Origin of the sequence: Streptomyces sp. NPDC096136, assembly GCF_044763325.1 — a bacterium.
Lineage (GTDB): Bacteria > Actinomycetota > Actinomycetes > Streptomycetales > Streptomycetaceae > Streptomyces.
In genome coordinates, this window is record NZ_JBIWFZ010000006.1 from 426,854 (window position 1) to 440,192 (window position 13,339).

At 70.6% G+C, this 13,339-nt stretch carries 9 protein-coding genes and 2 pseudogenes; 6 read left to right on the forward strand and 5 right to left on the reverse strand.

Features of this window, described 5'->3' with window-relative positions:
- The first annotated feature begins 159 nt into the window (after window positions 1–159).
- From ACIRBY_RS16515 to ACIRBY_RS16525, 3 genes are all read left to right on the forward strand, one after another.
- Window positions 160–660, forward strand: coding sequence for a hypothetical protein (locus ACIRBY_RS16515; protein ID WP_403901089.1), 501 nt, complete (start codon window positions 160–162; stop codon window positions 658–660).
- Between the two features lie 397 nt (window positions 661–1,057).
- Entirely contained in the window at window positions 1,058–2,386 is a 1,329-nt protein-coding gene (locus tag ACIRBY_RS16520) for an IS701 family transposase (protein WP_403901090.1), read from the forward strand.
- Window positions 2,387–2,743: 357 nt separating this feature from the next.
- Window positions 2,744–4,159, forward strand: coding sequence for an MFS transporter (locus ACIRBY_RS16525; RefSeq protein WP_403901091.1), 1,416 nt, complete (start codon window positions 2,744–2,746; stop codon window positions 4,157–4,159).
- Between the two features lie 19 nt (window positions 4,160–4,178).
- On the opposite strand, the gene ACIRBY_RS16530 is transcribed toward ACIRBY_RS16525, so the two are convergent.
- Window positions 4,179–6,026: a glycoside hydrolase family 15 protein gene (locus ACIRBY_RS16530; RefSeq protein ID WP_403901092.1), complete on the reverse strand. Its 1,848-nt coding sequence runs from the start codon at window positions 6,024–6,026 to the stop codon at window positions 4,179–4,181.
- A gap of 269 nt (window positions 6,027–6,295) precedes the next feature.
- Here ACIRBY_RS16530 and ACIRBY_RS16535 point away from each other — a divergent pair, with 269 nt between their 5' ends.
- On the forward strand, window positions 6,296–6,736 hold the full coding sequence (locus ACIRBY_RS16535; RefSeq protein WP_403901093.1) for a universal stress protein: 441 nt from the start codon (window positions 6,296–6,298) through the stop codon (window positions 6,734–6,736).
- Between the two features lie 255 nt (window positions 6,737–6,991).
- Window positions 6,992–7,383: pseudogene (locus ACIRBY_RS16540) on the forward strand (cupin domain-containing protein).
- 96 nt (window positions 7,384–7,479) lie between these two features.
- Here ACIRBY_RS16540 and ACIRBY_RS16545 read toward each other — a convergent pair.
- Window positions 7,480–8,387: pseudogene (locus tag ACIRBY_RS16545) on the reverse strand (GNAT family N-acetyltransferase).
- A 376-nt stretch (window positions 8,388–8,763) separates the two neighbouring features.
- Here ACIRBY_RS16545 and ACIRBY_RS16550 point away from each other — a divergent pair.
- Entirely contained in the window at window positions 8,764–9,384 is a 621-nt protein-coding gene (locus tag ACIRBY_RS16550; protein WP_403901095.1) for a nucleoside/nucleotide kinase family protein, read from the forward strand.
- Between the two features lie 485 nt (window positions 9,385–9,869).
- Here ACIRBY_RS16550 and ACIRBY_RS16555 read toward each other — a convergent pair whose 3' ends face one another.
- The 3 genes from ACIRBY_RS16555 to ACIRBY_RS16565 form a co-directional block, all read right to left on the reverse strand.
- On the reverse strand, window positions 9,870–10,946 hold the full coding sequence (locus ACIRBY_RS16555) for a tetratricopeptide repeat protein (RefSeq protein WP_403901097.1): 1,077 nt from the start codon (window positions 10,944–10,946) through the stop codon (window positions 9,870–9,872).
- The gene (locus ACIRBY_RS16560; RefSeq protein WP_403901098.1) at window positions 10,943–12,289 is read right to left on the reverse strand and encodes an ATP-binding protein; all 1,347 of its coding nucleotides are present in this window, start codon (window positions 12,287–12,289) and stop codon (window positions 10,943–10,945) included. Before ACIRBY_RS16560 ends, ACIRBY_RS16555 begins: the two co-directional genes overlap by 4 nt.
- Window positions 12,290–12,682: 393 nt before the next feature.
- A complete protein-coding gene (locus tag ACIRBY_RS16565; RefSeq protein ID WP_403901100.1) occupies window positions 12,683–13,195 on the reverse strand; it encodes a DUF1203 domain-containing protein in 513 nt (170 codons plus the stop codon).
- Window positions 13,196–13,339: the final 144 nt, after the last annotated feature.

Consider the following 13,339-nt stretch of genomic DNA (forward strand, 5'->3'; position numbering starts at 1 on the left):
GCTGCCGCCTTACGAGTGCTCACAGGGGCTGGTGCTGCAACATCGGCAAGGGCAGAGGCAGAGGCGCAGGTTTGTGTCCTGGTCGAGGACCGGCTGCGGGTGACTGCGCTGGGAGCGGCGGCGCTCGCGAAGTTACGGCAGGACCCAGGTGCTGCGTCGATGAGTATCGCGCAGTCCGTGCTCGAAGACGAACTTGCCCGGGACGGCGGGTTCAGCGCGCTGTTGCTGGATAGGCTGCTGCAGCTCTTGGGGCCTGAGGCCCTTGGTGTGTACGGTTCGGTGCCGTCAGCCACTGCGCAGAACGGATCGACGTTCATCGTCGTGCCGCCGGCTCCTTCGGTTCCGCCCGCTTCAGGGCCGAGAAGGACGACCGCTTGGTGGGTGTTCCTACTGGGGCTGCCCCAGTTCCTGCTCTTCTTCGTGATCCGGCTGGGGCTCGACACCGTGAATGACGGCACGGAATATCAGACGGCGGCCCCGTACCTGCTCCTCCTGCTGGCGTCGATCATCATGGCCCTCATCGGCCTCGTCCGCGGCCTGGCCGCCTTCCGGCACAACATCAGCGGTCTGCTGGTGGTCGGCACACTGTTGAATGCGGTTGTGCTGCTTCTCCTGTGGCAGTACATACCTTCCGACCTGCTGGGCTCTTTCAAGCTCTGAAGTCTGGGGCAGGCCCCGGCAGACGGCGGGGACGGGTTCCCGCGCGCAGCAGTCTGTCGGGGTCCAGCTCGGCCCGCAGTCGCGGTGCCAAGCGCGCGAGCCAGTATCGGTGCGGTGCAGCCCGGACTCCGCCGCTCGTGCCGCCCGGCACGGGGTGGCGTACGCCGGCCCGGGGGCAGGCCTGCGGCTGCGCCCGGCACGGCTGCGGCGGCGTCGTTCCGGTGGCCTGGTGCGCCGAACACTGAGATACGGCGAATCCGGCGATGGAGTGGCACGTGGGCGGCGGCTTGCACTGGTGCGGTGCGGTGCGCCCATCGGGTGGAGTCCACCCGATGGGCGCGGTGGCGCGCACCACCGCTGTCCTCGCTGCGGACTATGCGATGGAGAGGCGCACCAGGTGGGCACCGTCCGGTGCGGGGTGGGCGGCGAGGGCCTGGCCCACTCCCACCGCCTCCAGCTGGCGCAGGACATCGGCGACGTCCTCGTGGTCGACCTGGAGCAGCTCCAGGAGCACGGCGCCGACGGGGCGGTGTGGCGGCGGCTCGGCCGGAAGGGCGAGCAGACGCTGACGGCCGCGCTCGACAACCCTGACGGCGATGCCCTCTACCGCAACCAGATGGCCCGCGCCGACGAGCGTGCGGCACAGCGTCGCGCCGCCGGCCACGCCACCCCGGACGCCCTGCAGCACCTGCTCTCCCGAGCCCGCTGGAACCCCGACGACATCCGCGACGACCTGCAGACCTACGTCGCCGAACACCCAGGCCGCCCCAACGGGGTACTGATCATCGACGACACCGGGTTCCTGAAGAAGGGCACCACCTCCGCCGGAGTCCAAAGGCAGTACTCCGGAACCGCCGGCCGCACCGAGAACTGCCAGATCGGCGTCTTCGCCGCCTACGCCAGCGCAGCCGGCCGCGCCCTGGTGGACCGCGAGCTCTACCTGCCCAAGTCCTGGACCGACGACCGCGACCGCTGCCGCGCGGCCAAGGTCCCCGATCAGAGGGAGTTCGCCACCAAGAACACTCTCGCGGCGACGATCGTCCGCAGGGTGCTGGCCTCGCCGCTGCCGATCGCCTGGGTCACGGCGGACGCCGCTTATGGACAGGACAACCGCTTCCGCCGGATGCAGGAAGCATCCGGCGTCGGCTATGTCCTGGCCGTCCCCAAGTCCCAGTTCTCCCTGGCCGGCCCACGCATCGACAGGGCCTTCGAGCAGGCCCCCGAGCAGGCATGGGAACGCCGTTCCTGCGGCGCGGGCGCGAAGGGGCAGCGTGAATACGACTGGGCGGCTGTCCAGTTGCGCCCAGTGGCCGAGTACGACCACCAGGACGGCGTGCTGATCCGTCGACGGTGGGCGCTGGCACGGCGCAGCCTGAGCCGGCCGGACGAGATCGCCTACTACCTCGGATACGCACCGTTGGATGTCGGAGTGGATGAACTGGTGCGGGTCGCCGGCATCCGGTGGGCGATCGAGGAATGTTTCCAAGCGGCGAAGAACGAGTGCGGCCTGGACGAGTACGAAGTCCGCCGCTACGTCGGCTGGTACCGACACATCACCCTGGCCATGCTCGCCCACACGTTCCTCGCGGCGATGAGCGCGCGAGCAGCCGAAAAAGGGGATCCGCCGGTGAGGCTGCCGTGGTCATCGAGCTCACCGTGGCGGAAGTGCGGCGCCTCCTGGCAGCTCACGCACCCCGAGACGTTCGCACCCGCACCCATGCGTTGAGCTGGTCTCACTGGCGACGACGACGCCAAGCGGTGGCCCGCCGCTGCCACTACCGCCGTCGTGGGCACTCCTTCGAGGGGCGTGCGGGCAGAAGCAGTCCGTGACGGCATCCTGCCCGCTACACTCCCACCGCTCGACGTTTCCCCAGGTCAAGCCACGAAGTACTGCTGGAGTACTAGAGCCCCGAAAACGGCCAGCCCACACAGGTTCTTTGCCGGAGGCTACTGCCGCGCGCCTTCAGCCTTACGAATGTCGGCCATGCGACGGTCGTAGCGGCGGCTGTGTTTCGTCAGCGCCGGGCTGCTTCGGACAGCAGCAACTCGGTACACCGGATGTGGTGGATGGGCGGGTGGCGGCATGGCAGAGGCGGCAGCGATGGGCGCCCGGCGGGTGCTTGCTCCGTTGGCGTTGGCACAGTTCATCTGCAGCTTCGCCGGCTCCAACATGAACGTGATGATCAATGACATCAGTGAGGACCTGGACACCACGGTGCAGGGTGTGCAGGTGGCGATCACGATCTTCCTGCTGGTGATGGCCGCGCTGATGATCCCAGGCGGGAAGCTGACCGACAAGTGGGGGCGCAAGCGCTGCCTGCTGGCGGGGCTCACGGTCTACGGGGTGGGGGCGCTGCTCAGCGCCGCCGCGCCGGGGCTGGGGGTGTTGATCCTCGGGAATTCGATCCTGGAGGGTGTGGGCACGGCGCTGCTGATTCCGCCGGTCTACATCCTGACGACGCTGTTGTTCACGGACACGGCGTCGAGGGCGCGGGCGTTCGGCGCGATCATGGCGATGGGCGGGATCGGCGCGGCCGCGGGCCCGCTGATCGGCGGGCTGATCACGAGTGCGATCAGCTGGCGTGCGGCGTTCGTGTTCCAGGTGCTGGTGATCGTGGTGATCGTGGTGCTCAGCCGTAAGATCGACGATCCGCTGCCGCCCGATCCCGCCCGGCCCTTCGACACCGTCGGAGCGGTCCTGTCGGCGGCGGGCCTGGTGCTGCTGGTCACCGGCATCCTGGCCGTCGACAACAACGGCTGGCTGGCACTGGGCCTGCTGCTGGCCGGCGGCGCGGTGCTGGCCGGCTTTTTCGCCTGGGTACGTGGCCGCGAACGCAAGGGCCGGGAGGCGCTGCTGTCGACCAGCCTGTTTCGCAACCGCACCTCGAACCTGGGCCTGATCACCCAGAATACGCAGTGGTTGATGCTGATGGGCGTCTCCTTCACGGTCGCCGCCTACCTGCAGGTCGTCCGCGGCTACGACTCCATCCAGACCGGCGTCATCTTCACTGCCGCGACCCTTGGCATCCTCGCCTCCTCGCTGGCCGCCGAGAAGCTGGCCCGGCGCCGCGCGCAGCGCACCCTCATCGTGGCCGGCTTCCTCGTGACGATCGCCGGAATCGCCGTGCTCATCGCCCTGGTCGCCTGGACACCCACCGCGTGGGCGTTCACCCCCGGCCTGCTCCTGATCGGTCTGGGGCTGGGAGTGATGCTCACCCCGTCCGTGAACGTGGTCCAGTCGTGCTTCTCCGAGACACACCAGGGCGAGATTTCCGGCCTGTCGCGCAGCGTCTCCAACCTCGGCTCCTCGCTCGGCACCGCCGTCGCGGGCACGATCCTGGTGGCGGGGCTCAGCACCGGCGCGTATGCGGCGGCGATGGCGGCCCTCGCGGTCATCGGCCTGGGCGGGCTGACCGCAGCGACACTGCTGCCGCGCGCCGGCCGGCCCCCCGCCCGCGCAGCCGGGACGGTGACACCGCCAGGGGCGCCGCGGCGATGACCTCGCGCCGTGCGGACCGTCAGCCGGTCTTGCCCTCGGCACGGTCGAGCTCCTCATCGAGGGCGAGGGCGGCGTCGATGAGGGCCAGGTGGGTGAAGGCCTGCGGGAAGTTTCCGAGCTGTTCGCCGGAGGGGCCGATCTCTTCGGCGAACAGGCCGACGTGGTTGGCGTAGGTGAGCATCTTGGAGAAGGCGTAGCGGGCCTGGGTCAGGCGCCCGGCCCGGGCCAGTGCCTCCACGTACAGGAAGCTGCACAGGTTGAAGGTGCCCTCGGAGCCGCGCAGGCCGTCGGGGGAGGCGGCGGGGTCATAGCGGTAGACGAGGCTGTCGCTGACGAGTTCGGTGTCCATGGCGTCGAGGGTGGTCAGCCAGTCGGGGTCGGCCGGGCTGAGGAAGCCGACCTTCGGCATCAGCAGCAGGGAGGCGTCCAGCACGTCGGTGTCGTAGTGCTGGACGAAGGCACGGCGCTCAGCGCTCCAGCCGCGGTCGGTGATCTGCTGCAGAACCGTGTCGCGCGCACCCTGCCAGCGGGTGAGGTCGCCGGGGCGGGAGTGGGTGGTGGCGAGTTTGACGGCGCGGTCGAAGGCGACCCAGGTCATCAGCCGGCTGTAGGTGAAGTTCTGGCGGCCGCCTCGGGTCTCCCAGATGCCCTCGTCGGGACGGTCCCAGTTCTCTACGAGCCAGTCGATGACGCGGGCGAAGGCGTGCCAGCCGCGCAGGCCGCCGATGTCCTCGGCTTGTGCGAGGGCGTAGGCGGCCTCGCCGTAGATGTCGAGCTGGATCTGGTCGGCGGCGGCGTTGCCGGCCCGCACCGGTGCGGAGCGCCGGTAGCCCTCGAAGTGCTCCAGCACCTCCTCGGTCAGGTGGGGTTCGCCGTCGACCCGGTACATGATCTGCAAGGGTTCGCCCGACGCGGTCCCGCCGGCGTCCAGGCGATCGCGCAGCCACCTGCGGAAGGCGTTCGCCTCCGCGGTGAAGCCGAGGTCGATCAGGGACCGCACGGACAGGGAGGCGTCGCGGACCCAGGTGTAGCGGTAGTCCCAGTTCCGCTCCCCGCCGATCTGCTCGGGCAGGCCCATGGTGGCGGCGGCGATCGGGGCGCCGGTGGGGGCGTAGGTGAGGAGCTTGAGGGTGATGGCGGAGCGGGTGACCATCTCGTGCCAGCGGCCGCGGTAGCGGGAGGCTCGCAGCCAGTTCAGCCAGAACGCGCTGCACGCCTCGAAGTCGGCCAGGGCCGCTTCGGCGGAGGGTGTGGCACCGCCGGGACGGCCGCTGAGAGCGCCTGGGGTGCCGGTTTCGCTGGTGAGGACAACCGCGGCCCGTTCTCCGGCCTGCAGGGTGAACCGGGCGGAGACGTCGGTGCCGTCCGGATGCAGGGTGATCGGCGCGGTGACCTGCAGGTGCAGGTCCGAGCCGGGCCTGCGGAACAGCACCGATCCGTCGTCCAGGCGCGTCAGGTCGTGCGGTGCGCGGCCGTAGTCGAAGCGGGGCTGGCAGACCAACTCGAAGGGCATGCTGCCCCGCACCACCCGCACAGCCCTGATCAGCCGGTGCCGTGCCGACGGCGTCCTCGACTCATCGGGCGGCATGAAGTCGACGACCTCACCTACCCCGCTCGGTGCTATGAAGCGGGTGATGAGGATCGCGGTGTCGGGAAGGTAGAGCTGGCGGACGGTCGCGTCGTCGCCGACATCGGCCGCGAGACGGCAGTAGCCTCCGCGGTCGCTGTCGAGCAGCGACGCGAACACGCTGGGGGCATCGAACCGGGGCGTACACCACCAGTCCACGGTGCCGTCAGCGGCGATCAGCGCCGCCGTCTGCAGGTCGCCGACGATGCCGTGGTCCGCGATCGGGGGGTACTCCTTCACAGCGCCTCCTCGGCTGAGGCGGCGAGGGACGCACACAGTCCCGCACCAGCGCGGTCCCACCAGCAGTCGCGGGGCGCCGGGGATTGCCGCCACGACCCAGCGTCGGCCGTCTGCCCATCATCGCGCCCCCGGGCGCCCCCAGCCACTCCGGACCGCAGCGCCCCGTGCTGATCGCGCCGTCGGCTGGCGGGGCCACCGTGGGGAGCCGAAAATCACCAGCAGGCACTACAGCCGAGCGCCGGGTGAGCACGGCGTCCAGGAGGCGGACCATGGCCGACCAGAATGGGCCGACCGCGAGGATCGTGGTGGGCGTCGACGGGTCCGAACCCTCGCGCAAAGCTCTGCGGTGGGCACTGGCCCAGGCACGCAGGCAGAACGCGGCCGTCGAAGCCGTCACCGGCTGGACCATCCCGGCCACCAGCAGCTTTGTACCCGTACCCGCGTCAGACCTCGAAGCAGCCGCCCGGCAGGCCCTGGCCCACGCCGTGGACCAGGAAAGACACACCGCCCCAGAGGTACCTCTCAACACCCACATCGTGCTCGGACACCCCGCGCAGCTCCTCGTCGACACTGCGAACGGCGCGGACCTGCTGGTCGTCGGCAGCCGCGGCCTGGGCGGCTTCACCGGCACCCTGCTGGGCTCCGTCAGCCGCTACTGCGTCGAACACGCGACCTGCCCCGTAGTGGTGATGAGAGACAACGAAACCTGAGTCCCACCCCTGCCTTGCCGAGCTGACGGGAACGGAAGGTAACCGACCGCGGCCCCCGGACTCGCTGGGATGGCCGTGATCATGACGCGCCCCGCGGCCACTGACCTACTCCTCATCGTCGGCTTCCTCGGGGGCCTCGGGGTCACGCAGCGGGCGCAGGCCGCGCTCGGGGCCGTTGTTGTGGATGTTGAACAGGTAGCGGCCCAGGAAATTGATGTGCCGGTCCTTGAGCGGGGAGAGCCGGGCGATGAGCCCATGAGCAACCGACCCATCGCCCTCGGCACAGCACTGGCCTCCTTCGACGCCCTGTGGAGCCCCCGCATCGTCACGCGCGTCAACGACTACGACGTCCGGATCGCCAAGGTCCAGGGCGAACACCTCTGGCACGCCCACGATGACACCGACGAGTTCTTCCTCGTCCTCGACGGTGAACTGCACATCTCCTTGCGCGAGCCCGAGGGCGAGCGCACGGTCCTGCTGCCCCGGGAGACGGTCTTCACCGTCCCCGCAGGCATGGAGCACAAGCCCTCCGCGCCGACCGGCGCTGCGATCCTCCTGTTCGAGCCTGCCGGACGCCGACCGTGGGCGACCGCCGCGACGAGATCCCCGCCCACGTGGTGACCACCGGACACGCCCTCAACGCCTGAGCGGACGGCGTGTCATCCCCGACGAGGCCCGCTCCACGCCCTTCCCCCACCGCCGCGACCACATGCTCGTCACGCGGCGCTGCACCGCCCGCCCGGTCAGAACCAGTGCAGGCAGTGCGGGGAGCGCTCGGTCCGGAACAGGGTGTCGGCGAGGGCGGCCGCGCCCGGATGGTGGGCCCTGATGTGCCCGGCGCACGAGGGTGCTCGGGGCGGTGCCGCCGAGGTAGACCGAGGCGAGGTCGCTCACGTCCAGGGACAGGTCGGGCTCCCGGTCCGTAGGGACGCACGGCCTTGCCGTTGCGGACGGTCAGCAGGTGGCGGCCGTGCTCGCCGAGGAACCGGTCCTCGACGTCGAGGACGATCTCGCCGTCCGCGAACCAGCCGCGTGCGGTCAGCGCCCCCGGAACGTTCAGCAGCCGCACCCACAGCCAGTCGCCGACTCCCGTCACCTCGCCGCCCCGGAAGTCCTCGAACCGCCAGCGCAGCGGGTGGTCGGTCGGGACGTGCTTGAAGGAGACCTGGTCGACGAGGTCGTGCTCGAGCAGGAACCGGGCCAGGGCCGTGTGGACGGCGTCGTCGGCGGTGATGATCTCGTCGACCTTCATCGTCCTGGAGGCTCCGGGCTCGATCGTGTAGCTCGCGTACCCGTCCGGTACGCCGTCGGCGTCCCGGTGGAGGGCGACGTACCGCGGCGCGGGCGAGATCGGGGGCTGTCCCGCACGCAGCGCGCCCTGGCGCCGGTGGGAGGGCAGGACGCCGACGGCGCTCACCCCGGAGACGGGGACGAGGGTCTCGCCGGGCAGGGTGAGCTCGAAGGAGTACGCGCCGGCGGTGCCGACGGGCTTCCCGTCCGCCGTCACGGCGAACAGGCACCGGTCCATCTCGAGCGCCGACCACCACTGCCCGCCGCCGTCGACCGGAGGCTGCGGATAGAACCCGAACGCGGCGAGCATCGTATCGACGAAGGCGTCGAAGTCCTGGTCGGTCGTATGACGGATCTCCATGTGCGCTGCTGCCTTCCCCCGGATGCCGGCACCACCGCTCGGGGTGCCCGCCACAGTGCAGCGCCCACCCGCAGCCGGGTCAACCGAATTACGGCCGGGCCGGGGTTCAGGGGGTCCAAGGGGTCGGGGCCGGGGGCCGCGGTGACCTGCCCGTGGCGGTGCACGGTGATCGCGCGGACCACGGCCGGCAGGTTCAGCGCGGTCTGCCGCAGGAGTGGGGGATCGCCCGCCGGGATCCGCCGCAAGAATTCGCCCGGTCATTCCGGATCCGAATCCACAGCGCGACCCGGCGACCCGGCGACCCGGCGTCGGGTGTCCGTGCCTCGTCGGAACCGGTACGGACGGACGGGTCGTCTTTCTCGGACAGGATGGACGGATGCGTATGACGGAACCGGTAGGGAGAGCGGAGGCGCTGGCCGCCACGGGCGAGCGGCGCGTCCTGGGCATCGCCGGACCCCCGGGGGCCGGAAAGTCGACACTGGCCGCCCGGCTCGCGGAAGCGCTGGGGCCGGAACGGGCCGTGGTGGTTCCGATGGGCGGCTTCCACCTCGCGCAGGCCGTGCTGGAGCGGACGGGCCGCGCCGACCGCAAGGGCGCCCCCGACACCTTCGACGCCGCCGGCTACGTGGCCCTGCTGCGGCGGCTGCGCGTACCGCGGCAGGGGTCCACGGTGTACGCGCCCGCCTTCGACCGTGGCCTGGAGGAGCCGATCGCGGGCAGCATCCCCGTCGCCCCGGACGTACCGCTGGTGATCACCGAGGGGAACTACCTGCTGCACGACGCGGGGGAGTGGGCCTCGGTACGCCCCCTGCTGGACGAGGCCTGGTACCTCGCCCCGGCCGATGACCTGCGCCTGGACCGGCTGATCGCCCGCCATGTCAGGCACGGCAAGGACCCGGCCCGCGCGCGTGACTGGGTGGCCCGGTCGGACGAGCCCAACGCCCGCCTCGTCGCCCTGGGCCGCCGGCGCGCCGACCTCGTCATCGAAACCGGCTGAGGGAGGCGGGACCGGCGCGCACCCTCATCGGGACCGGCTCGCGCTCTCGCGCCAACACCCCGCCGGCTACTGGCTGGACCGCGTTGGCGATGCGGCTCGGCGTGCGCCGTTCATGCCACGCCGAGGTCGATGTTCACGAGGAACGGCAGCACCCCGAGGATGGACGGGGTCAGGCAGGGGAGCGCCATTCCTCTTCGAGGCAGCTGAAGATCATGGAGTCCCGCCAGCCGTCGCGGAGCAGCGATGTGTGGCGCAGGCGCCCCTCTTGCGTCACACCTCCGGGAGGCGCACCCACAGGTGAACGGCCGGCCAGTCCTCCGAAACGATCTCGTCCATGGTCACCGAGTGCCTGCCCATACGACGATCATGAACGGGTCGTCGTGCGAGGAGCAAGACAGAGGAGCAGCCGGGCTTCGCGGATGGTCGCGGACGAGACCGGCGACGGCCTCGCCGCTCCGGCCGAGGTGAGGCCGACGGTGCGCCGGTCACCCGGCCTTCTTGCGGTCGAACGCCATGGTCGACAGCGACACCACCAAGCCGACCCAGAAGAACACCTCGGGCACACTCCGATCGGTCCACGGGATCTGGGATATCACCAGTGCGCAGAGCACGGTCAACGCAGCCTGTCCCACCACGATCCGCGCCCAGCGGCCACGGCGCACGAGGGAGCGGATGTTGAGCTGCACTCCGCTGCGCAGCCGGTGGTAGCGCAGCAGCGCGCCGAAGCCCCAGATCGCGGCCATGACCATCAGTACCCAGACCCGGTTGCCGAGCGGTACGGGCAGCTCCCGCAAGGTCGGGTGCTTGGCCGTGGGGAAGAGGTCGATCATCACTCCCGCGGCCGCCAGACAGCCGAGCGCGAGCCAGCGTGTTCCCCGCAGCAGGCGGTACGTGGCATGGTCGAGCCCGCGGCGCAGCATCGCGGACTGGGGTACACCCGCCAGCCCCGCGGAGTACATCTCCGCGGCCCGGGCCGCCGGGACGGCCGGGGTGTCGGCCATCGCGTCGGTATACATGGCCTGTGCCGTCTCGTTGGACGGGTCCAGGCGCAGCCATTCGACCAGGGCCTGCTTCGCGACGTCCTGACGCTGCGTGCGCACGGCCGTGAAGCACAGGGCCTGGTGGGCGTCGGGTTCCTGGGGGGCCAGGCGCACGGCCTCGCAGGCCGCCTCGTACGCCCGCTCGTGATCGGCGGGCGGGGCCGTCGCATAGGCGACGAGTACCTGGGACAGCGCGAAATGCGCGGGCCACCTGTCGGGCGCCCTGCGGATGGCCTCCTCCGCCGCCTCCCGCGCCTCGGACCGCTTGCCCATGCGGAGCAGCACCCGGGACAGGAGGATGAGCGCGCCAACGTGCCCGGGCGTGATCCGGATCATCTCGTTGGCAGCCCGCTCCGCGAGCTCGTACTCGCCGAGATTCTCGTGGGCGACGGCGAGCACCTGCCAGGCCCATTCGTCGTCCGGCTCCTCGGCGAGGTAGGGGGCCAGCACGGCCTTGGACTCCTCATACCGGCCTGCCGACTGGAGCGTAGCGGCACGCCCCAGCACCGGATTCCCGTTCACAGCTTCCGCCTCTTCTTCAGGTACGTCACCAGGTCGTCGTACATACCGCCCTCGTTGGCGAACATCGCCACGTTCCGCGCCGCCGCGAACCACGGTTCGGTCGACGGGACCACCGACTTGGCGGCGTCGAGCAGGTCCTTCGTTCCGATCATGCGGATCTGGCCGGTGCGTACGGAGTCGAGCAGCGCGCTCTCCGCGGCCGACTCGCACACATGGGCCAGGTCCGCGCCCGAAAGGCCGTCCGTCACCTTGACGAGACGTCCCAGGTCAACTGCCTCGATGGGACGATCACGCAGGTGGTAGCGGAGGATCGCCTCGCGGGCGGTGGCATCGGGCGGCAGGACGAGCAGAGTGCGGTCGAGCCGTCCCGGACGCCGGAGCGCGATGTCCACGTCCCAGGGGACATTGGTGGCGGCGAGGACGAACACGCCTTCATTGGCGGCGGAGTGGATGCCGTCGAGCTCGGTGAGGAGCTGGTTGACGGTGTTGCGCATGCCGCTGTGCTGCGTACGGCTGCGCTTGGCTCCGAGCGCGTCCAGCTCGTCGAGGAAGACGACACAGGGCGCCTGACGGCGGGCGGTCTCGAAGACCTCGTGCATGTTGCGTTCGGAATTGCCCATCCACATGTCGAGGACGTCGTTGACGGACACGGACAGGAAGTTCGCGCCGAGCTCGCCGGCGACGGCACGGGCGATGAAGGTCTTGCCGCAGCCGGGCGGACCGTAGAGGAGGAGCCCGCCGCGCAGGCTCTTGCCGTAGAGCCTGCGCAGTTCGGGATTGCGCATCGGCGCGAGGAACGCGGCTTCGAGGCGGTCCTTGACCTCCTGCATGCCGCCGACGTCCGCGAGCCGTACGACGTCGGGAGCGGATACCTCCCAGGCGGCGTCCTCGGGGTCGCCGCTGCCGTCGGCTCTGAGCGGGGGCTCGACGAAGCGGGGCTCGACGATGCCGTCGACCTCCTGCTCCGCGGCCTGCCAGTCGAACCCGGCAGGACGGGACGGTTCTTCGGGGGCGGTGGCCGGCTCCGTCGGCGCCGCCGGTCCGGTGGAGGCGGCCGGCTCGCCGGACGACACGTGATCGGCGACCGTGGAGGTGATCGGGGCCACGGGCGTGGGGGCCGCCGGCATCCCCATGGCCCGCGCCATCACCTCCCGCGCCGCTCCGTCCCCCGGAGCATGCTGCAACGCTGCCGCGGCTTCCGTCACCGCAGCGTCGTGCAGACCCGCGGAAAGCAGCAACTCGGCGAGGTGCAGCCGCAGGGGGACGTCCTCGGGGGCGGCGGCCACGGCTGTGCGCAGGCTCTGTAGCAGAGGGGATTCAGGGGCGGGGGATTCTTCCGGCATGATCCATGTTTACGCGGGACCGCGGACGGGAGTCCAGGCGGGGTGGTGTGCGGTGGATCACCCAGGTGTCTGCGTGGGTGAGAGCCAGGGCCGGGCCGGACCTGACCTGCGGAGATCACCCCCGACCCCATCCGCACCGAACTCGTCCGCCGACTCGCCGGGCACGGGGCTCCGACCACCCGTGGACCGACGCGAAATCCTCCTCGGTATACGGCACTTCGGGACGCCCTCGACACCACGCATTCGTCCAGTCCGGCCTCGTCGCAGACATCAGCACCGACACATCCCTTGATCGGGGCCACCGTCCACCGGCATCCGGTCCGGTACGGGTACGCGTACGAACGGGCCGCGGATCCCTGCAGGGCAGGAACCCGGGGCCGGACTGGGCTCCGGTCAGGGCCTGCGCACCTCGTACAGGAAGCAGCCGTACTCCACTGCCCGTACGTGGACGAGGGCGGTGTCGGGTGAGGCGAAGGCAGTGCGCAGGGCCTGGTCCACGGCCGCCTGTGACCGGGTGGGATCGTCCGGCGGCCGTACGATCGCGCCGCCTGTGATGTGGCCTTCCCTGCTGTAGCGGCGGAACGCGCGCAGCGCTCCGGTCTCGGCGAACGGATGGCCGGAGAGCGGATCCGGCCCCTCACACCGGCTGGTGTGGATGAAGACGGGGCCGGTTTCGTCGTAGGCTCCCGGGTCGCAGCCCACCTCCGCCGCCCACCTGCGCAGCGGAGCGTACGACACCAGCGAGATCCGCTCACCGACGCGGCCACGCCGCAGACAGCAGCGCAGCGGGGCTCCTGCCGCGTCGTACGCATAGGGGCGAGGAACGACGCCGGCGTCATCGTGGGCGCGGAGCTCCCGGAGAACAGGTGCTGTGATGGCCGCCGGGCGATAGGTCAGTTTGGTCATGCGCCCAGATTGCGTGGCGAAGCCTGTGGAGCTGGCCGAAATCCGACCACGCGTTCGATCGAATCCGCTGGTGCGCCGGGATCCCAGAGCAAAGGACGTCTCTCAACAGGCAACCGCCGTGTCGCCAGGGCAGGTACGCACCGT